The organism is Alteromonas sp. 4NH20-0104 (assembly GCF_057547795.1).
Genome location: NZ_BAAJLP010000032.1, coordinates 48,320 through 66,947 on the forward strand (window position 1 = coordinate 48,320; position 18,628 = coordinate 66,947).

At 47.7% G+C, this 18,628-nt stretch carries 23 protein-coding genes; 21 read left to right on the plus strand and 2 right to left on the minus strand.

From position 1 onward, the window contains the following. Position 1 precedes the first annotated feature (1 nt). The 15 genes from AC27IB_RS19235 to AC27IB_RS19305 all read left to right on the plus strand — a co-directional run bounded on the left by AC27IB_RS19235 (position 2) and on the right by AC27IB_RS19305 (position 11,596). On the plus strand, positions 2-796 hold the full coding sequence (locus AC27IB_RS19235) for a ParA family protein (RefSeq protein WP_296050227.1): 795 nt from the start codon (positions 2-4) through the stop codon (positions 794-796). A gap of 30 nt (positions 797-826) precedes the next feature. Continuing rightward, positions 827-1,702, plus strand: a complete 876-nt coding sequence (locus AC27IB_RS19240) for a ParB/RepB/Spo0J family partition protein (protein WP_296050224.1) — start codon at positions 827-829, stop codon at positions 1,700-1,702. Positions 1,703-1,895: 193 nt separating this feature from the next. Continuing rightward, positions 1,896-2,240 (plus strand): ATP synthase subunit I, encoded by a 345-nt coding sequence (locus AC27IB_RS19245; RefSeq protein WP_296050221.1) that lies wholly within the window; start codon positions 1,896-1,898, stop codon positions 2,238-2,240. A gap of 111 nt (positions 2,241-2,351) precedes the next feature. Continuing rightward, positions 2,352-3,185 carry a F0F1 ATP synthase subunit A gene (gene atpB / locus AC27IB_RS19250; protein WP_296052733.1) on the plus strand — a complete coding sequence of 278 codons (834 nt, stop codon included), beginning with the start codon at positions 2,352-2,354 and terminating at the stop codon, positions 3,183-3,185. Between the two features lie 110 nt (positions 3,186-3,295). Continuing rightward, entirely contained in the window at positions 3,296-3,517 is a 222-nt protein-coding gene (atpE, locus tag AC27IB_RS19255) for a F0F1 ATP synthase subunit C (RefSeq protein WP_070177268.1), read from the plus strand. 48 nt (positions 3,518-3,565) lie between these two features. Next, a complete protein-coding gene (atpF, locus tag AC27IB_RS19260; protein ID WP_296052727.1) occupies positions 3,566-4,036 on the plus strand; it encodes a F0F1 ATP synthase subunit B in 471 nt (156 codons plus the stop codon). Positions 4,037-4,051: 15 nt separating this feature from the next. Next, positions 4,052-4,585 carry a F0F1 ATP synthase subunit delta gene (atpH, locus tag AC27IB_RS19265; protein ID WP_296052724.1) on the plus strand — a complete coding sequence of 178 codons (534 nt, stop codon included), beginning with the start codon at positions 4,052-4,054 and terminating at the stop codon, positions 4,583-4,585. Positions 4,586-4,598: 13 nt separating this feature from the next. Further along, the gene (atpA, locus tag AC27IB_RS19270; protein WP_296052723.1) at positions 4,599-6,140 is read left to right on the plus strand and encodes a F0F1 ATP synthase subunit alpha; all 1,542 of its coding nucleotides are present in this window, start codon (positions 4,599-4,601) and stop codon (positions 6,138-6,140) included. 56 nt (positions 6,141-6,196) lie between these two features. Then, positions 6,197-7,057, plus strand: a complete 861-nt coding sequence (atpG, locus tag AC27IB_RS19275; protein WP_123324211.1) for a F0F1 ATP synthase subunit gamma — start codon at positions 6,197-6,199, stop codon at positions 7,055-7,057. Between the two features lie 33 nt (positions 7,058-7,090). After that, positions 7,091-8,473, plus strand: coding sequence for a F0F1 ATP synthase subunit beta (atpD, locus tag AC27IB_RS19280; RefSeq protein WP_296052719.1), 1,383 nt, complete (start codon positions 7,091-7,093; stop codon positions 8,471-8,473). A gap of 74 nt (positions 8,474-8,547) precedes the next feature. Next, entirely contained in the window at positions 8,548-8,961 is a 414-nt protein-coding gene (locus AC27IB_RS19285; RefSeq protein ID WP_105935421.1) for a F0F1 ATP synthase subunit epsilon, read from the plus strand. A gap of 212 nt (positions 8,962-9,173) precedes the next feature. Further along, entirely contained in the window at positions 9,174-9,593 is a 420-nt protein-coding gene (locus AC27IB_RS19290; RefSeq protein ID WP_487122965.1) for a GFA family protein, read from the plus strand. Then, the gene (locus AC27IB_RS19295) at positions 9,590-9,943 is read left to right on the plus strand and encodes a VOC family protein (RefSeq protein WP_296052714.1); all 354 of its coding nucleotides are present in this window, start codon (positions 9,590-9,592) and stop codon (positions 9,941-9,943) included. The genes AC27IB_RS19290 and AC27IB_RS19295 overlap by 4 nt, the downstream gene beginning before the upstream one ends. Positions 9,944-10,032: 89 nt before the next feature. Next, the gene (locus AC27IB_RS19300; RefSeq protein WP_296052711.1) at positions 10,033-10,977 is read left to right on the plus strand and encodes a hypothetical protein; all 945 of its coding nucleotides are present in this window, start codon (positions 10,033-10,035) and stop codon (positions 10,975-10,977) included. Positions 10,978-10,990: 13 nt separating this feature from the next. Then, complete coding sequence (locus AC27IB_RS19305) at positions 10,991-11,596, plus strand: glutathione S-transferase family protein (RefSeq protein WP_296052710.1); 606 nt, start codon at positions 10,991-10,993, stop codon at positions 11,594-11,596. A gap of 1 nt (position 11,597) precedes the next feature. Here AC27IB_RS19305 and AC27IB_RS19310 read toward each other — a convergent pair whose 3' ends face one another. Beyond that, positions 11,598-12,122 carry a tRNA-uridine aminocarboxypropyltransferase gene (locus AC27IB_RS19310; protein WP_296052708.1) on the minus strand — a complete coding sequence of 175 codons (525 nt, stop codon included), beginning with the start codon at positions 12,120-12,122 and terminating at the stop codon, positions 11,598-11,600. Positions 12,123-12,177: 55 nt separating this feature from the next. On the opposite strand from AC27IB_RS19310, the gene AC27IB_RS19315 reads away from it, so the two are divergent. The 3 genes from AC27IB_RS19315 to AC27IB_RS19325 all read left to right on the plus strand — a co-directional run bounded on the left by AC27IB_RS19315 (position 12,178) and on the right by AC27IB_RS19325 (position 14,619). Beyond that, entirely contained in the window at positions 12,178-12,552 is a 375-nt protein-coding gene (locus tag AC27IB_RS19315; protein WP_296052731.1) for an MGMT family protein, read from the plus strand. A gap of 25 nt (positions 12,553-12,577) precedes the next feature. Further along, positions 12,578-13,756 carry a cyclic di-GMP phosphodiesterase gene (locus AC27IB_RS19320; RefSeq protein WP_296052706.1) on the plus strand — a complete coding sequence of 393 codons (1,179 nt, stop codon included), beginning with the start codon at positions 12,578-12,580 and terminating at the stop codon, positions 13,754-13,756. 233 nt (positions 13,757-13,989) lie between these two features. Then, the gene (locus tag AC27IB_RS19325) at positions 13,990-14,619 is read left to right on the plus strand and encodes a YiaD family glycine zipper/OmpA-like lipoprotein (protein ID WP_296048775.1); all 630 of its coding nucleotides are present in this window, start codon (positions 13,990-13,992) and stop codon (positions 14,617-14,619) included. 45 nt (positions 14,620-14,664) lie between these two features. On the opposite strand, the gene AC27IB_RS19330 is transcribed toward AC27IB_RS19325, so the two are convergent. After that, entirely contained in the window at positions 14,665-15,132 is a 468-nt protein-coding gene (locus AC27IB_RS19330) for a nuclear transport factor 2 family protein (RefSeq protein ID WP_296048772.1), read from the minus strand. A gap of 188 nt (positions 15,133-15,320) precedes the next feature. Here AC27IB_RS19330 and AC27IB_RS19335 point away from each other — a divergent pair, with 188 nt between their 5' ends. The 3 genes from AC27IB_RS19335 to AC27IB_RS19345 all read left to right on the plus strand — a co-directional run bounded on the left by AC27IB_RS19335 (position 15,321) and on the right by AC27IB_RS19345 (position 18,584). After that, positions 15,321-16,940, plus strand: a complete 1,620-nt coding sequence (locus AC27IB_RS19335) for a methyl-accepting chemotaxis protein (protein WP_296048770.1) — start codon at positions 15,321-15,323, stop codon at positions 16,938-16,940. Between the two features lie 103 nt (positions 16,941-17,043). Next, the gene (locus AC27IB_RS19340) at positions 17,044-18,165 is read left to right on the plus strand and encodes a hypothetical protein (RefSeq protein WP_296048768.1); all 1,122 of its coding nucleotides are present in this window, start codon (positions 17,044-17,046) and stop codon (positions 18,163-18,165) included. Between the two features lie 8 nt (positions 18,166-18,173). Beyond that, positions 18,174-18,584, plus strand: a complete 411-nt coding sequence (locus AC27IB_RS19345) for a phosphate ABC transporter substrate-binding protein (RefSeq protein WP_296048766.1) — start codon at positions 18,174-18,176, stop codon at positions 18,582-18,584. Positions 18,585-18,628: the final 44 nt, after the last annotated feature.

The window sequence follows — 18,628 nt, forward strand, 5'->3', positions numbered from 1 at the left end:
CGTGGCTAAAGTAATTGCAATCGCAAATCAAAAGGGCGGTGTGGGTAAAACCACGACGGCGGTAAATGTTGCCGCGTCAATGGCTGCCACTAAGCGCAAAGTGTTACTGATTGACCTGGATCCTCAGGGCAACGCCACTATGGGTAGCGGCGTAGATAAGTACGAAGTCGATGCAACCAGTTACGAGTTGTTGATTGAAGATAAGCCCGTTGACGAAGTCATCGTCAAAAATACTTCAGGCAAGTACGATTTAATTGCAGCTAACGGTGACGTAACTGCCGCCGAAATTAAACTGATGGAGCAGTTTGCCCGTGAAGTGCGTTTGCGCAATGCGCTGCAGTCGGTCCGGGACTACTACGATTTTATTTTTATCGACTGCCCTCCTTCCCTTAACCTGCTAACGGTTAATGCGCTGGCGGCAGCTGATTCGATTCTGGTTCCTATGCAGTGTGAATATTATGCTCTGGAAGGATTAACAGCCCTGATGGACACTATTCAGAAACTGGCTTCGGTAGTGAATCCGGAATTAAAAATAGAAGGTGTGCTGCGGACCATGTATGATCCGCGTAATCGCCTGGCCAATGATGTGTCTGAACAACTCAAACGGCATTTTGGCGAACAGGTATACCGTACCGTAATCCCACGTAACGTGCGTCTTGCCGAAGCGCCAAGTTTTGGTGCACCGGCAATGTATTACGATAAATCATCGACCGGCGCGAAAGCTTATCTGGCACTGGCCGGAGAAATATTACGACGCCGGGACAAAACGTCAGAAATGCCTGCCAAGGCTAGTTAATAAAAAAAACATTCAGGCATTGAGGATATTATGTCAGCAAAAAGAAGAGGATTAGGACGCGGACTGGATGCATTGCTGGCAACCAGTCAGTCAGCCTCACGCAATGAAGATGGCGAAGCCGTAACTTCACAAACCAGTGAACTTAAAAAAATCCCCATCGAATTTTTGCAGCCTGGCAAGTATCAACCCCGTAAAGACATGTCACCGGAGGCGCTGGAAGAACTGGCTTCTTCTATTCGCTCTCAAGGGGTTATTCAGCCTATTGTTGTGCGATCAGTAAGTACTGACAAATATGAAATAATCGCGGGTGAGCGACGCTGGCGCGCTGCGCAACTGGCCCAGTTGGATGTGGTCCCTTGTCTTATCAAGGATGTCCCGGACGAAGCCGCGGTTGCCATTGCGCTGATAGAAAACATTCAGCGTGAAGATTTAAACGCTATGGAAGAAGCCCAGGCACTGGATCGCCTGATGAATGAATTTGAACTGACTCATCAGGAAGTGGCTGAAGCCGTAGGTAAATCCCGTACCACCATCACCAATTTGCTCAGATTGAATAATCTGAACGACGACGTAAAGTTACTGGTTGAACATGGTGATATTGAAATGGGCCATGCCCGGGCACTATTAGCCCTGGCCGGTGAATCTCAGTCTGATGCGGCACAAATTGTGTCTGGTAAAGCTCTGACGGTTCGGGATACCGAAAAACTGGTGCGCAAAATTCTGGAACCTGCCGAACCTAAACCGCCAAAAGAAATTGATCCCGATGTGAAGAGTCTGGTGAATAAGTTGTCGGATAACCTGGGTGCCAGGGTGTCGATTGACCACAATGCCAAAGGAAAAGGCAAACTGGTGATTAACTTCAATGATCTTGACCAGCTTGATGGCATTCTGTCACGGATAAAATAGCCTTTTTGAGGTGATTTTGGCGGCTAACTTGTCTGACCTTCTGTTATAGACTCAGAAAATTTTCACAATAACATACAAAAAATCCATAACGGTTGAATTCTACCGCTAAAACAGTATACTTCTGTCGCTTTTTGTTGGGTTTCACAACCAGAGAATACATGTGACAAAAAACTTGGCCGACAAAGGAAAATCAGTGGCCAATCAAGCGGCGCTTTTTCAGAGTATTTGTGCGCTGATTTTCATTCTCATAACAGGGTTGTTGAGTTCCGTTGATAAAGCCTTAGCTTTTGCCGCGGGGACTATCATCAGTATCTTACCCAATCAGATTTTCGCATTGTTTGCGTTCAGATATGCCGGGGCGAGTCAGTTAAGACTGGTCACGAAAAGTTTCAGCCAGGGTTCGAAATTAAAACTGGCTGCAACAGTAATTTTGTTTGCTATTGCCTTTGCAGGTTTAAAGTTAGAACCGCTGCCGGTATTTGCCGGGTTTGCAATAGCAACGGTCAGCTACTGGCTGGCCTTGTTTCGTCAACGATAGTACTAACAAATAAAAATAAACGTATCGTCCTTAGTCGTAATAAAAGTAAGGCGAAGGTCGTAGAGACGAAACACGTAAAGCATTTTAAACTTTAATTTTTTAGGTTGAACAATGGCATCTGAATACACTACCTCAGAATACATCAAGCACCACTTGACCAATGCCTCTATGTGCAGCACCGACAATGGCATCGCGTTTAACGCGCAGTGTGCCGACGCCGGATTCTGGACATGGCATATTGATACATTAGGCTGGTCTATTGGTTTAGGTTTACTGTTTTTGTTTTTGTTCCGCTCTGCGGCTAAGAAAGCAACTACCGGCGTACCAACCAAATGGCAGGCATTTGTGGAAATGGTTATCGAATTCGTTGATGACAACGTAAAGAGTACTTTCCACGGTAAGAGTGACCTGATAGCACCATTAGCCCTGACCATCTTTGTGTGGGTATTGCTGATGAACCTGATGGATTTGGTACCGGTAGACGTGATTCCAATGATTTCAGGCCTGATTGGTGAAACCTTCTTTGGTGTGGATGCCCATCACGTTTATAACAAGGCAGTACCAACAACAGACCTTAACCTGACCTTTGCGTTAGCCCTGGGTGTGTTTGTACTCATCATTTTCTACTCCATTAAGATAAAAGGTGTAGGCGGTTTCATTAAGGAACTGACCATGCAACCGTTTAATCATCCGGCGTTTATTCCAGTTAACTTTATTCTGGAAACCGTTACCCTGCTGGCGCGACCTCTGTCACTTGCGCTACGTTTGTTCGGTAACCTGTACGCCAGTGAGCTTATCTTCATCCTGATCGCAACCATTGGCTACTTCCAGCTGCCGTTGCACTTTGCCTGGGCCGTGTTCCACATTCTGGTACTGCCTCTGCAAGCCTTCATTTTCATGATGTTGACCATCGTTTACCTGAGTCTGGCAAGCGAAGATCACTAATAACTGAACAAGCGGTTGTCGTGAGTAACCTGGAAGTTCACGGCAACCAAATTGAAACGTGTTTTAACTTTAACTTTTAACTTTAACTTTAAATATAATCGGAGACGTACATGTTATACATCGCTGTTGCACTACTGATCGGTATGGGTGCCCTTGGGACTGCTATTGGTTTTGGTCTGCTGGGTGGTAAATTCCTTGAATCTGCTGCACGCCAACCAGAGCTGGCACCTCAACTGCAAGTTAAGATGTTTGTTGTAGCGGGCCTTATCGATGCGATCGCCATGATCGGTGTTGGTATCGCTTTATACCTCTTGTTCGCTGTTGGTGCTTAATTTTTATTAACTCAAGTCTATTAGCGAACATTATGAGGAGGAGCGGTTGTGAATATTAACGCCACTCTAATTGGTCAATTAATCGCATTCATCGTTTTTGTGTGGTTCTGCAAAACGTATGTATGGCCACCATTAATGGCTGCGATTGAAGAGCGTCAGAAGAAGATAGCCGATGGCCTAGCGGCTTCTGAACGCGCTGAGAAAGACCTCGAGCTTGCTCAGGCGAAAGTCTCTGAGCAACTTAAAGAAGCGAAAGCACAAGCAGCTGAAATTATCGAGCAGGCTAAGAAGCGTGGAAATCAACTTGTTGATGAAGAAACGCAACGTGGCCATGCTGAACGTGAAAAAATCATCACGCAAGGTTATGCCGAAATTGAAGCTGAACGCAATCGTGCCAAAGAGGAACTGCGTAAGCAGGTAGCAGCATTAGCTATTGCCGGCGCACAGCAGATCCTTGAACGTGAAATCGACGCCAGCGCGCAAAGCGACATTGTTGAAAAACTTGTCGCCGAACTTTGAGATAGGAGATGAGCCATGTCTGAATTGACAACCGTAGCTCGTCCCTATGCAAAAGCGGCTTTCGATTTTGCTGTTGAGCATAGCGCCATTACTAAATGGCAGGAAATGTTAGGATTTGCCGCTGAAGTTTCGAAAAACGAAACAATTCACGAGTTATCAACTGGTGCAATGGCGGCGGACAAACTGGCAGACTTGTACATTAATGTCTGTGGCGACTCGCTCGATACACATGGTCAGAACTTAGTAAAAGTACTGGCTGAGAATAAACGTTTAACCGCGTTGCCTGAGATTTCTGCTTTATTTGATTTACTCAAAGCAGATTACGAAAAAGAAGTTGAAGTCTCTGTGACTTCTGCTGCTGCGCTAACCGAAGCGCAACAATCTGAACTCAGCGCATCGTTGGAAAAACGTTTGGCACGTAAAGTGAAGCTTATTTGTAACGTGGATCCTGCCCTGGTAGCCGGCTTAGTAATTAAAGCTGGTGATACAGTCATCGATGGTTCCGTGAAATCTAAATTGAACCGTCTCGCAGACGCGTTGCAAGCATAACGGGGATAAGAGCATGCAACTTAATTCCACTGAAATTGCCGAACTGATCAAGAAAAGAATTGCTCAGTTCGATGTAACCAGTGAAGCACGCAATGAAGGTACTATCGTCGCAGTAACCGACGGTATCATCCGCATTCACGGCCTGGCCGATGTAATGCAGGGTGAAATGATTGAGCTTCCTGGTGGTCGTTACGCGATTGCACTAAACCTTGAACGAGATTCAGTTGGTGCAGTTGTTATGGGTCCTTACGCGGACCTGCAAGAAGGACAAAAAGTCCAGTCTACTGGTCGTATCCTTGAAGTACCGGTTGGTCGTTCACTGTTAGGTCGTGTGGTAAACACCCTGGGTGAGGCGATTGATGGTAAAGGTGCTATCGAAACTGATACTTTCGAGCCAGTTGAAAAAATCGCACCGGGTGTAATCGAGCGTCAGTCAGTTGATCAGCCAGTACAAACTGGTTATAAATCTGTTGATGCAATGATTCCAGTTGGTCGTGGTCAGCGTGAGCTTATCATCGGTGACCGTCAGACTGGTAAAACTGCGATGGCAATCGATGCCATCATCAACCAGAAAGGTACTGGCGTTAAATGTGTATACGTAGCGGTTGGTCAAAAAGCCTCTACTATTGCAAACGTAGTACGTAAGCTGGAAGAGCACGGCGCACTGGCTCACACCATTGTTGTTGCCGCTTCTGCTTCTGAGTCTGCTGCCCTGCAATACCTGGCACCATACTCTGGTTGTACCATGGGTGAATACTTCCGTGACCGCGGTGAAGACGCCCTTATCGTATATGATGATTTGTCTAAGCAAGCTGTTGCTTATCGTCAAATCTCACTGCTGCTGAAGCGTCCTCCTGGTCGTGAAGCATACCCAGGTGACGTATTCTATCTTCACTCACGCTTACTTGAGCGTGCTGCACGTGTTAACGAGCAGTATGTTGAGCGTTTCACTAACGGCGAAGTTAAGGGCAAAACTGGCTCATTAACGGCTCTGCCAATTATCGAAACGCAAGCGGGTGACGTATCTGCATTCGTACCTACTAACGTAATCTCGATTACTGACGGTCAGATCTTCTTAGAAACTGACCTGTTCAACGCAGGTATCCGTCCGGCGGTTAACGCTGGTATCTCGGTATCTCGTGTTGGTGGTGCGGCGCAGACTAAAATCGTTAAGAAGCTGGGCGGTGGTATCCGTTTAGCCCTGGCTCAGTATCGTGAACTGGCGGCGTTCTCGCAGTTTGCATCTGACCTTGACGAAGCGACTCGTGCCCAGCTTGAGCACGGTGAGCGCGTTACCGAACTAATGAAACAGAAACAGTACACGCCACTTTCAGTAGCGGATACTGGTGTTTCCCTGTTTGCGGTAGAAAAAGGTTATCTGAAAGACGTGGAACTGAACAAGATCCTCGATTTCGAAGCGGCCTTACATTCATTCATGAACAGCGAATACGCTGATCTGATGAAGACTATCAATGAAACAGGTAACTACAACGATGACATTGAGTCTCAGTTGAATGACGCTTTAACGAAATTTAAAGCGACACAAACTTGGTAATCAATGGCTGGTGGTGCAAACCACCAGCACTACGTTGAGTAATCGGAGAGATAGTCATGGCCAGCGGTAAAGAGATAAAAGGTAAGATTGGGAGTATCAAAAATACTCAGAAGATTACCAGTGCGATGGAAATGGTTGCTGCGTCTAAAATGAAAAAGGCGCAGGAACGCATGTCTCATGGACGTCCATACGCACAAAGCATGCTTAAAGTGATTGGTCACATTGCTAACGGTAACCTTGAATATCGCCATCCTTATCTGGAAGAGCGTGAAGTCAAGCGTGTTGGTTATATCGTTATTTCTACGGATCGTGGCTTGTGTGGTGGCTTGAACACCAACGAGTTCAAACTGGTATCGCAACAGGTTAAAGAGTGGCGTGCCAAAGACGTAGAAGTCGATTTTGCTGCGCTTGGTTCCAAAGCCTGTGCATTCTTCAACCGTTTCGGTGGCAACGTGCTTGCTGCAGAATCTGGTTTAGGGGATGCGCCGTCGGTAAGCGATATTGTAGGGGTTGTTCGCGTAATGCTTAAAGCATTCGACGAAGGTAAGCTGGATAAAGTATTCCTGGTTTACAACGACTTCGTGAACACGATGACACAACAGCCTGTGAGTAATCAGTTACTGCCTTTGCCAAAGTCAGAAGACGAAACGTTAAAACATCGCTGGGATTACATTTACGAGCCGGATCCAAAACCTATTTTGGAAGCATTAATGGTTCGTTACATTGAATCTCAGGTATATCAGGGCGTAGTTGAAAATGCCGCGTCGGAGCAAGCTGCCCGAATGGTTGCAATGAAAGCCGCAACCGATAACGCAGGCAACCTGATCGATGATCTTCAATTGGTATACAACAAAGCGCGTCAGGCCGCAATCACACAAGAAATCAGTGAGATTGTTGGCGGTGCCGCAGCGGTGTAGGCAAAGGTTTATAAAAGTTAATGAGGACAAATTATGAGTCAAGGTAAGGTCGTCCAAGTCATTGGCGCCGTTGTGGACATTGAGTTTCCACAGGATGCGGTTCCAAAGGTATATGACGCGCTTAAAGTTACCGAAGGTGACTTGTCTGGGTTAACCCTGGAAGTGCAACAACAATTAGGTGGCGGTGTCGTTCGTGGTATCGCTCTGGGTTCTACTGACGGTCTGCGTCGTGGTTTAGTGGTTGAAAACTCTGGTGCACCAATCAATGTACCAGTAGGTGTTAAAACACTGGGTCGCATCATGGACGTTCTGGGTAACCCTATTGACGAAGCGGGCCCGATTGGTGAAGAAGAGCGTATGTCTATTCACCGTGCAGCGCCTAGCTACGAAGAACAATCAAGCGCGGTAGAACTGCTTGAAACCGGTATCAAGGTAATCGACCTGGTTTGCCCATTCGCTAAGGGTGGTAAAGTTGGTCTGTTCGGTGGTGCGGGTGTAGGTAAAACCGTAAACATGATGGAACTTATCCGTAACATCGCTATCGAGCACAGCGGCTACTCAGTATTCGCAGGTGTTGGTGAGCGTACTCGTGAGGGTAACGACTTCTATCACGAAATGAACGATTCAAACGTTCTGGATAAAGTATCACTGGTATATGGTCAGATGAATGAACCACCGGGTAACCGTTTACGTGTTGCTCTGACGGGTCTGACGATGGCAGAAAAATTCCGTGACGAAGGTCGTGACGTTCTGTTCTTCGTAGATAACATCTACCGTTATACTCTGGCCGGTACCGAGGTATCAGCACTGTTAGGCCGTATGCCTTCAGCAGTAGGTTATCAGCCTACACTGGCTGAAGAAATGGGTGTTCTGCAGGAGCGTATCGCCTCTACCAAAACTGGTTCAATCACGTCAATCCAGGCGGTATACGTACCAGCCGATGACTTGACTGACCCGTCACCAGCTACCACCTTTGCTCACTTAGATGCAACGGTAGTACTGTCTCGTGATATCGCGTCTCTAGGTATCTACCCTGCGGTAGACCCTCTGGATTCAACTTCACGTCAGCTGGATCCACTGGTAATCGGTCAGGAACACTACGAGACTGCTCGTGGCGTTCAAACGGTACTACAGCGCTATAAAGAGCTGAAAGATATCATCGCGATTCTGGGTATGGACGAACTGTCTGACGAAGATAAACAGGTTGTAACACGCGCTCGTAAAATTCAGCGTTTCCTGTCTCAGCCTTTCTTCGTAGCAGAAGTATTCACTGGTTCTCCAGGTAAATACGTTTCTTTGAAAGACACCATCAGTGGCTTTAAAGGCATCCTGGAAGGTGAGTTTGACCACCTGCCGGAACAAGCCTTCTACATGGTTGGTTCTATCGACGAAGCGCTGGAAAAAGCCAAGAAATAAGCCTTGTAACAGTGGCCGCTAGCTCAACGCTTAGCGGCTGACTAAAGGCTTTACGTACCTATCAGGAGGTTATTATGGCAATGACAGTTCATCTGGATGTAGTAAGCGCAGAGAAGTCTATCTTTTCTGGTCTCGTTGAAACAATGCAGGTGACAGGAAGCGAAGGTGAACTGGGTATCTACCCTGGCCACGCGCCTCTGATCACTGCAATTAAGCCTGGCATGGTGCGTTTGGTTAAACAGCACGGTGAAGAAGAAGTTATTTATGTTGCTGGTGGGGTACTTGAAGTACAACCTGGCAGTGTAACTGTTCTGGCCGATACGGCTGTAAGAGCAGAAGACTTGGATGAACAAGCTGCTGAAGAAGCTAAACGACGTGCCGAAGAGCACATCGCCAATCCGGGTGCTGATTTTGATTACGCCGAAGCTGCATTAGAGCTAGCCGAAGCAATTGCCCAGTTACGTTTAATACAGAAACTGCGCAAGTAAATCGTTATAAGCATTATGTGAAAACCCAGGCACTGCCCTGGGTTTTTTTATGCCCGAAATAAAACCCACCTGCTGCCTTGAAATGATAACTGTATGGATATACAGTTTACGGTAAGGCTAATTTAAAATTATTCAAACGTTGTCATCCTGGTGTTCTCCATGATGTTGAATAATGCACGAGTTTTAAACTCATTCAGCAAGGAGATGATTTGATGAGTAACCCCACGCCTTTAACCTCCCGTTGCCTGTGTGGCGACACCCGCATAACGGTTGTACCTAAGTCACTGGAAATAGCCGCCTGTCATTGTAATACTTGTCGAAAGTGGTCGGGAGGCCCGTTTTTGGCCATTGAGTCTGATCAGGTTACCCTGACTGGCAACAATGTTGGCCACTACGCTTCCTCAGAATGGGCTGAGCGGGTTTTCTGCCAGCAGTGCGGCACTCACCTCTTTTACAAACTAAAAGACGGTCACACTCATTATGTGCCTGTGGGACTGTTTGCAGACGAGCAGGCAATGGTGTTGTCTCATCAGATATTTATCGAAAGTAAACCGCACTATTATCATTTTGCTGAGCACACTACTAACCTGACTGGCGAAGAGGTATTCGCGGCATTTGGGGATCAGCCATGAATAACGACACGCTGATTAATTATGTAGAACTGCCCTGCCGGGACTTGCCTGCCACTAAGGCATTCTTTGCGGCGGTATTTAACTGGACCTTCACCGATTACGGCCCTGCTTATGTTGAGTTTCATGATAAAGGCATCGTGGGCGGGCTATATCAGTCGGAACTTGCTTCTGTTACCGCCAACGGCGCGGCATTACTGGTATTTTACAGCCCGGAGTTAGTCACAACTCAACAGCGTATAGAGGCGAATGGCGGCACTATTACAAAACCGATATTCGATTTTCCCGGTGGCAGACGCTTTCATTTTACCGAGCCTAGCGGCAATGAATTTGCGGTGTGGAGCGATAAGTAAACGCTAAGCTACCATCACAGTGCTGCATAAGGTAATGTATTGCGTCGCATTGACCTGGCAACGCAATACATTATTTAGTTTAGAAGCAGATGAAAAATAATAAAAACGCAGTGCTGCATGTCTGGATGTTGCCGCTTCTGTTTGTCTTAGCCTGTTTTACCGCCTGTTACCTGACCGGCTCCTTGGATTACCGGAGCATCGTAAACGAACGTGCCCAGCGTGATTTCAACGCGGCGCTCGGGATGCCGTTGATCATTGGTTTTTTATGGCTGGCACTGCGCATATTGCATCGTCGCTCCGGTAAACGGATAGCTGATTTTCTGGTCCAGACCAACCAACTGTCGCAATACCAACAGCACATGAAAATGCTGGAAAAAAAGCTGATACGCCATGTTATTCTGGCTGCAACGCTGTCTATTGCTATTACTCTGGTGTATCTGATCAGCGAAGACCTTCTGGCCTTTAATCAGCCTTTCTCGGTACTGCTACTTAATGTTATCGCGGTGCCTTTCTGGTTCTTTCTGTTTTTGTTCCTGATGCAATCGGCGTCATTCACGCGTTATTTGTATAAACGCTTGGTGCTGCCGAATATCCACCAGCACTTTTGCTACTGCAAGCCCATTTGTGATCTGGGGGTGAGTAATGTGATCTTTTCGCTGTTTATGTTGCTGTTAATACCGGTGTTCTGGATAGGTAAACCGGTGCCACTGATTGACGCTTTGATATTGTCAGCACTAACGACAATTATGATCGGTCTGCTGTTTCTACCAGTATTTAAAACAGTTTATCTGATGCGTAAGCATCGCAACCAGAGTATTCAGCAAATAGAAAGTCAGCTTGCCAGTCTGATTATGAAGGGCAGATCTAACCCGGGAGAAAATTCGGCAGAGGTGCTCTACACACTTAATCAGCAGCTCGAAGACTTACGGCAACATCGTTGCTGGCCAAAAGATGGACTTGTAAATACGAAAGTTTTTATTATGTCGACCGGTCTACCTTGCTGTTTTTTGGTGCTTATCTGGTGGTTAATTTAGGGAAGTCGTTAAAATGAAAGTGTATGGTGACAGCCGCTCGGGCAACTGTTACAAAATTCAGTTGCTGTTAGGATTATTGGGCAAGCAGTGCGAATGGAAAGAAGTTGATATTTTAAACGGTGAAACGCAGACCGATGCGTTTAAACAGCTAAATCCGGTCGGTAAGATCCCATTGCTCGAACTCAGTGATGGCCGAAGCCTGAGTGAATCGAACGCTATTCTGAATTATCTGGCCGCGGGTAGCGCGTTTATTCCCTCCACCGAATTTGAACTGGCTAAAATGCTGCAGTGGCAGTTCTTTGAACAATACAGTCATGAGCCTGCCATTGCGGTAGCGCGATTTATAAACGTATACCTTGGTCTTCCTGCTGAGCGCCAGCAGGAATATAAGCTCAAGCAACAGGCCGGACATAAAGCCTTAGCGGTAATGGAGCAGCAGCTAATGCAAACGATTTTCCTGATTGGCGATCAGATGACCCTGGCTGACATATCGCTGTACGCTTATACCCATGTGTCCTATGAAGCAGGTATTATGCTCGATGACTATCCGGCAATCCGGCGCTGGTTGTCAATGATAGAGGAACACCGGGGCTTTATGCCGATGAAGCGTAACACTTGAGTTAGTCCTGCTGTGGTAAAAAGCGGCTCCATTGTTGAGTAAAGGCATTGAGTAAGTTTAGCAAAGGGGTTGGTTCCAGTTGTTCAAGATACTCCAGGCTGTAGGCAACGGCTTCGAGTGTGGAAAAGCTAAAATCAAGATCTGACTGACGAATTGTATACCGCCCAGGTTGGTTAAGTGGCAATTTGTAAAACGGATACTGATTTAACCAGCTATTTTTTTGCCAGATACCGAATGCTTGTTTCCAACTGGCATCAATAAAAATCGCACGCTCAATCGGTGGGGCATCATTGCCGGGGCGGCTGTGAAGTTCTACACTTTGTTCAGCGGGATAAAAGACCGCGGTTTCAACCGGGCTACGGGCAAGGTTTTCCGCCAGTCGGGCAAAGTCTGCGGCGGTTTTGCCTACCTGAATGGTGATGTTTGCCAGGGCAAGATTCAGTAGCCTAACGGTATTTTTTGCATGAACAGACTCTTTAGGATGCTGCAGGATAATCACTTCGATACGGTTATTTACCGGTTTCACGGCGGCACAGAGACAAGTTTGAGCAGGGTAACCACAACAAGGGCAGTGTTTGCGCATGGTTAAACAGGAGTCGGCTATTACGAATGGTCATAAGCTTACCCCAGCTGAACGCATTTGGCACACGGTAGGACTTATACCCACCGGAAATGTGGCGTCTTACGGAAAAATAGCCGACCTTGCAGGATTACCCGGCCGTGCCCGGTACGTAGGGTATTGTTTGCGCAATGTTCCCGCCTCTCTTACACTACCCTGGTATCGGGTTTTACGCAGCAACGGTCAAATTGCTTTTAAAACAGGCTCTCCTCAGGCAGCTACTCAGCGTGAACTGTTGGAAGCCGAGCAGGTACTGGTTCAAAACAATCGGGTAAACCTCAGGTTATTTGGTTGGGAACCGGGGTTGGATGTTCTGTTACATCAGTTAGCATTTTAATGTCTTCTCTTTGGGCAAGGTATTTATGGCATCGTTAACAATTGGCATTGAGCAACTGGAAGTCGGTATGTATGTACTCCAGATTGCCGAGCAAAAGGCTGGCACGGTACAAATCAAAACCCGTGGCCGGGTAACCAGTCAGGCCATTATTGACGAGTTAAAGCGCAAAGGCATAAAGCGGCTTATTATTGATACCGACCTGTCCTCCCATGCTACAAAACCCAAAGCCAGTGAACAAAGACAACCTGAGCTGGATACCCGGGTTCCGCTTGCAGCGGAGCTGGTCAAAGCGGAAAGTTTATACCAACAGGGAATTGTCCTGCAGAAAAGCCTGTATGATGCCGTTCAGGCCGGCACTCCTTTTGACGATTTTGTGCCGACAGAGTTTGCACGGACGCTGGTGGGCTCGCTGGATAGAAATCCGGATGCGTTATTACTGCTTTCACGGATCCGTGAAAAAGATACTTACTTACTCGAGCATTCGCTGAACGTCGGTATTTTATCGGCTCATTTCGCCCGTTCACTGGGCATGTCCCAGCCAGAAATCGAAGCTGCGGCTTACAGTGGTCTGCTTCACGATTTGGGTAAAATTAAGATCCCGGATGACATCCTCCATAAACCCGGACGACTCACCGATACTGAGATGGATGTGATGAAAAAGCACGTCGAATATGGCGTGGAGTTTTTGTCTGCAATGAAATTGGACGCCGGCCTGATAAAAGTCGTCAGTGAGCATCACGAGCGATTGGACGGGCTGGGGTACCCTTACCGCCTGAGTGGTGAAGACATTTCGTATAACGGGCGTATTCTGGCGATTACCGACATGTACGATGCATTAACGGCGGATCGCTGTTACAAAGCGGGTATGCCGAGTCAAAAAGCCCTGCAGATCCTGATGAAAGACAGTGAAACGAAACTTGATGCCACGTTATTAAGGCAGTTTATTAAATGCATAGGCATTTACCCGCTGGGCTCTCTGGTTGAGTTATCCAATCAACGGGTGGCGATGGTAATGCATCAAAATGACCAGCAGCCCTTGCGACCGGTGGTTAAAACTTTCTATTCCATTAGCGGTGGGCACTATATAACGCCCAAAGACGTCGATCTCAGTAAAGATTTGCAAATCAATATTGTAAAGGCCGTCACCCCGGCTCAATACAATATTGATATTAATCGCTTCTTTAAAGAGTCCATCATGGTTTAAAAGCCGGTGTTGCAATTTAGAAACAGCCGAATGTGTAAACATTGCAATCCTTGCATTGAGCCGTCGCTGAAATTACTGCCGCATTACCTCTTCTCCATTAGCCCCTTAAACTACGCAACTCCCTGATATCCACGCCTGTCAGGCGGATTCATCTGACGTTCATTAATCTGAAGTTATTGTTGGAACAGGATTTGCTCCCGTTACACTGTATGCGTAAGTTATCTGAGGAAATTATGAAAAAGCTATTATTAGTGTGTGCCGTTTCTGCTGCTATTTCTTTAACCGGTTGTGCCAACAGCAACAACACTCAGCGTGGGGCCGCTATAGGTGCGGTGGCTGGTGCCTTATTAGGTAAAGCCACCGGCGATAACGACAAAAGCCGTTACGCCTGGGGCGCGGTAGTTGGTGCCATTGCGGGCGGTGCAATTGGTAACTACATGGATAAACAGGAAGAAGCGCTGCGCGAAGAACTGGCCGATACTGGCGTAGACGTTGTGCGTGAAGGCGATACATTACACCTGATTATGCCGGGCGATATTACCTTTGCCACCAACTCATCTGCTATCAGCCCTAACTTCAACCCGGTGTTAAACGACGTGGCATTAGTTTTAAACGAATACGAAAAAACTGTGCTAATGATTAAAGGCCATACCGATGATACCGGTGCTGAAGAATACAATCAGGCACTCTCCGAGCGCCGTGCTAATGCAGTAAAAAACCTGTTGATGTCATACAGTGTAAATGGCCAGCGGATCACCACGGTGGGCATGGGCGAGTACCAGCCTAAGGTGGCCAATACGTCGGCTGAGAACCGTCAGCAAAACCGCCGGGTAGAGCTGTCTATACAGCCTATCACCAACTAAGTCATCGACTATGCAGACCCGCCATTTCCGGCGGGTCTCAGCCAATCAGTGCATTCCGTTATAGGCTTTGATTTGTTCGGCTACCCTGTCGGCAATGTCATTGGGAATTGGAATGGTTAAGTGATACTGAGTGACTTTCCAGCCTGCCTCGGTTTTAACCAGCACGCCAGTGCCCCGGGTCAATCCCAGTGAAGCATTATCCAGCAGCTCATCAAACCAGGCGACACCCTTGTTGGGCGAAAAGTAAATGTGACGCTCCCTGGATTTATACGTCCAGCCAGACCCCCGGTCAAAAACCGGTTTCGCATAGTTCTTAAATTCTTCCAGCGTCCAGGTTTCCGACGCGTCGGTGCCAATAAATATGGCTCCCTCGTCATACTGCGCAAAATAACTGACATAGTTAGCTTGTGCAGCAAACTTATGTAAGTTGCTGATTACATTATCAACAGCTTCCTTATCTGTGGCTAAAGCTGAATGGCAAACCAGCCCGATTAAACAAATAAACCAACGCATAATGTCTCCTTTGTTGTGGCTTTGCTCCCGATCATGACCTCTTTGAGCAAGATCACATAAGACGCTGTTTTTAATATAAACGCCGTACTGTTTACTTGCAAATAAGGGTTTGTGAACTACTTTTCATGGTATAGGTGCGGTGTTTTAGACCGTCTTGTTGTATTTATATCTCTGGAGCTATAGCGTTCATGAACTTACTTTTGAGGCTGACTGTCGGGCAAAAAATTCTCCTTATTCCCATTATTGGTACGCTCAGCTTTGCTATTTTTGTGATTATCAACAGTGTGGTATCTGCACAAAATGCCAGCGAGCTTGAGACCGCCCAAAACGTTGACTTTCCGGCCCTTCAATTAAGCACTTCAGCGTTAACCAATATGGAAAAAGTCCGCGACATACTGGCCTCTTCGGTAACCACCGGCGATATTGATGCGGTAGACGCTGCCAGGCAGAAAGCCGACGTGGTGAGGGCCGATCTGACCTCCATAAGCCGGGTTGCACCGGAATTATCCGGCGACATTAATACGATTCTTAATACCTTCAATGCCTACAGCGAAATGGCCTTATCGCTGACCAGTTCCATTCTGGACAACACTGCGGACTTTGCCACCCTCGGTGATCAGCTCGAAACCATGAATAGCCGCTACGATGAGGCGATAAATCAGCTCAACGGATTTAAAAGTAGCCGGCAGCACACTTTTGAAAAAGCCTTTGAACAATACAACAGCGCTCAGGATTTCCTGTTTTGGCTGGGTCTTGTGATGGGCGGGTTAACCACGCTGGTGTTGTTTGGTACGGCCATCCCGGTGACCAAAACTATTACCGGTAATTTAACCCGGGTGGTTAAATCTCTGCGCGACATCGCTGAGGAAGACGGCGATCTGACTATTCGTATTCAGACTAACGCGCAGGATGAAGTGGGCGATCTGGTTAAATACTTCAACCGCTTTATGGAAAAACTCCAAAGGGTGGTTAAAGACATTGTTGATACCACCCTGCCCCTGTCTGATCTTGCTCAGAACCTGAATCAGCTAACCGACACGACCAATCAGAATATTAGTCAGCAACAGGGCGCGGCCGTCCATGCCAAGCAGGCTGTCGATAACATGAATCACTCGGTGATTGCCGTGGCCGAGAGCGCCGCAGAAGCAGCCAGAGCCGCAGACGAGGCTTCATCGGCGTCTAATAACGGTCAGCAGGTGGTCAACAGCACGGTTACCAATATTCAGGCCTTAGCCCAGAATGTAGAAGAAACCGCTGAAGTCATCAGAAAGCTCGAAAATGACTCTAATCAGGTGGGTGTTGTGCTCGATGTTATTAAAGGCATTGCCGAGCAAACCAACTTACTGGCACTCAATGCGGCCATCGAGGCGGCCCGGGCCGGTGAGCAGGGCCGCGGCTTTGCTGTTGTGGCCGACGAAGTGCGTACCCTGGCCTCCAGAACTCAACAATCAACAGAACAAATTCAACAAACTATCGAACGCTTACAAACCGCTGCTCATCAGGCTGTTTCAGTGATGTCCAGCGGCACGTCGCAGGCTGAGGGGAGCGTGACCGAGGCCAATAAGGCCGGTGACAGCCTGGTGGTTATTGCCGACACCATCAGCCGAATTAGCGCCATGAATGGCCAGATTGCCAGCTCGACGGACGATCAGCAGGCGGTTGCACGGCAAATCGTTGGTTTTGTGGATGAGATATATGCCCGCACGGATGAAACCTCTCAGAATTCTGACCGACTTGCTTCAGCCAGCACGGAACTGGCTGGATTAGCTAAAAATCTCGAAAATATCGCCAGACAGTTCAGGGTATGACGAGGTTGAAGCGACTTTAAAACCCCGGGGATAACGGGGGAAGATAAAAACGAGGCGCCGCCGGCAGGCGGCTTACTGAGTTACTATTAATCCGGAAAAAACTATGAATAAACCAATTCTTGCAGCGGCTACGGCGCTGGCAACCTTGCCTTTTAGTGTTAATGCTGATGTCAATTTTAGTGGATTTGCCAGCGTGGTTGGCGGTGTGGCAACCGACAGCGACGTAGAAGTGAGAGGCTATGATGACAATGTTAATTTTAAAACCGGCTCATTCTTTGCCTTACAGGCCTACTCCGACCTTACCGACGATTTAAGTGCAACGGTGCAGATACGGGCACGGGGCAGAGACGACTGGGAGCCTGAGTTTACCTGGGCGTTTCTATCCTATGAGGTCAGTCCGTCCTGGCGAATTCAGGCCGGTCGGCAGCGAATACCCATGTATCTCTACTCTGACTACCTGGATGTGTCTTATGCCTATCACTGGATAGCGCCTCCCGGAGAAGTTTATAAGGCACCGTTCGACTCCATTGATGGTATTGCCTCAATTCATGATCTAACGGTTGGCGATGCGATGGTCAATTTGCGCCTGTATTACGGCACCGAGGATTTTGAATCCCAGGGTAACGACTATCAGATGGAGAATATTATCAGTGTGGTCGCCAGTGTTAATTATGGCTGGTGGACTTTCCGCAGTAGTTATCTGCAGTTTGATTTTAGTGGTGAACTGGGCCTCGAACCGCTGGTGGCGGCCTGGCAAATGACGCCGTTTCCTGAAGTCGGCAGTGAGCTGGACGTTAATGAGGATAAGTCTGAAGGCCTGGAATTCGGTGTAATTTTTGATAATCAGGACTGGTTATTTGTGGCCGAATATATTCCTTCATCACTGGATGAAACGCTGATTGGCGACTATGAGCCCTGGATGGTTTCTGTGGGTAAACGCTTCGATAACTTTATGGTCCACGCCACCATGGGCGAAGACGTTAGCAAGCCTTACCGTGACGCCATTAACCAGGTGCCACTGGGTGTAGATCCGGGGCTTGATGCCTTGTACGCGCAAACTGAAGCGGTACTGGCGACCCGCGAATACTCACTGCCATTTTATTCGGTTGGCCTGCGCTGGGATTTTCATTCCTCGGCAGCCATGAAATTTGAGTACACCCACACGGAACTCTTCGGTGGTGATAAATCCGGCGCCTTGCAAGCCGCTATCGTTACCGTGTTTTAAGGGGAAGCATGATGATTCATTTGATTAAACGTTTGCCCCTGAAACTGGCATTGTTAAGTATGCTGATTGTTGCCGGTGGTGCTAAGGCTGAAGTGGCTGTGGTGGTTAATCCGGGTTATTCGGGGGCCGTGGATAAAGATCAGGTGGCGCAGATTTTTCTTGGTAAAGATAAATCTCTGACCCCCTTTATGCAAAAAGGCGCCGCCGCGGATGAGTTTATCGACAAGGTATTGTCGCGCAACGCTTCGCAGTATAAAGCTTACTGGGCAAAACTGGCGTTTACCGGTGGCGGACGACCACCGAAAGAGCTCGGCAATGATGCCGAAGTGCTGACCACAGTCAGCAGCTCGGATAGTGCGATTGGTTTTGTCGATGCGGCAGCGGTTAATGATTCGGTGAAGGTGCTATTTACCCTGTAGTCCGGAGAATTGACAGATAGAAGGAAAAGGCCCGCCAACGAGCG

Bases quoted from the DNA above. Each gene is read 5' to 3' on its own strand.
- AC27IB_RS19305 (WP_296052710.1), top strand. From the start codon at position 10,991: ATGAAAGTGTATGGTGACAGCCGCTCGGGCAACTGTTACAAAATTCAG.
- AC27IB_RS19335 (WP_296048770.1), top strand. From the start codon at position 15,321: ATGAACTTACTTTTGAGGCTGACTGTCGGGCAAAAAATTCTCCTTATT.
- AC27IB_RS19290 (WP_487122965.1), top strand. From the start codon at position 9,174: ATGAGTAACCCCACGCCTTTAACCTCCCGTTGCCTGTGTGGCGACACC.
- AC27IB_RS19325 (WP_296048775.1), top strand. From the start codon at position 13,990: ATGAAAAAGCTATTATTAGTGTGTGCCGTTTCTGCTGCTATTTCTTTA.
- atpE (WP_070177268.1), top strand. From the start codon at position 3,296: ATGTTATACATCGCTGTTGCACTACTGATCGGTATGGGTGCCCTTGGG.
- atpH (WP_296052724.1), top strand. From the start codon at position 4,052: ATGTCTGAATTGACAACCGTAGCTCGTCCCTATGCAAAAGCGGCTTTC.
- AC27IB_RS19320 (WP_296052706.1), top strand. From the start codon at position 12,578: ATGGCATCGTTAACAATTGGCATTGAGCAACTGGAAGTCGGTATGTAT.
- AC27IB_RS19300 (WP_296052711.1), top strand. From the start codon at position 10,033: ATGAAAAATAATAAAAACGCAGTGCTGCATGTCTGGATGTTGCCGCTT.
- AC27IB_RS19345 (WP_296048766.1), top strand. From the start codon at position 18,174: ATGATGATTCATTTGATTAAACGTTTGCCCCTGAAACTGGCATTGTTA.
- atpA (WP_296052723.1), top strand. From the start codon at position 4,599: ATGCAACTTAATTCCACTGAAATTGCCGAACTGATCAAGAAAAGAATT.
- AC27IB_RS19330 (WP_296048772.1), bottom strand. From the start codon at position 15,132: ATGCGTTGGTTTATTTGTTTAATCGGGCTGGTTTGCCATTCAGCTTTA.
- AC27IB_RS19240 (WP_296050224.1), top strand. From the start codon at position 827: ATGTCAGCAAAAAGAAGAGGATTAGGACGCGGACTGGATGCATTGCTG.
- AC27IB_RS19295 (WP_296052714.1), top strand. From the start codon at position 9,590: ATGAATAACGACACGCTGATTAATTATGTAGAACTGCCCTGCCGGGAC.
- atpG (WP_123324211.1), top strand. From the start codon at position 6,197: ATGGCCAGCGGTAAAGAGATAAAAGGTAAGATTGGGAGTATCAAAAAT.
- AC27IB_RS19340 (WP_296048768.1), top strand. From the start codon at position 17,044: ATGAATAAACCAATTCTTGCAGCGGCTACGGCGCTGGCAACCTTGCCT.
- atpD (WP_296052719.1), top strand. From the start codon at position 7,091: ATGAGTCAAGGTAAGGTCGTCCAAGTCATTGGCGCCGTTGTGGACATT.
- atpB (WP_296052733.1), top strand. From the start codon at position 2,352: ATGGCATCTGAATACACTACCTCAGAATACATCAAGCACCACTTGACC.
- AC27IB_RS19285 (WP_105935421.1), top strand. From the start codon at position 8,548: ATGGCAATGACAGTTCATCTGGATGTAGTAAGCGCAGAGAAGTCTATC.
- AC27IB_RS19315 (WP_296052731.1), top strand. From the start codon at position 12,178: ATGGTTAAACAGGAGTCGGCTATTACGAATGGTCATAAGCTTACCCCA.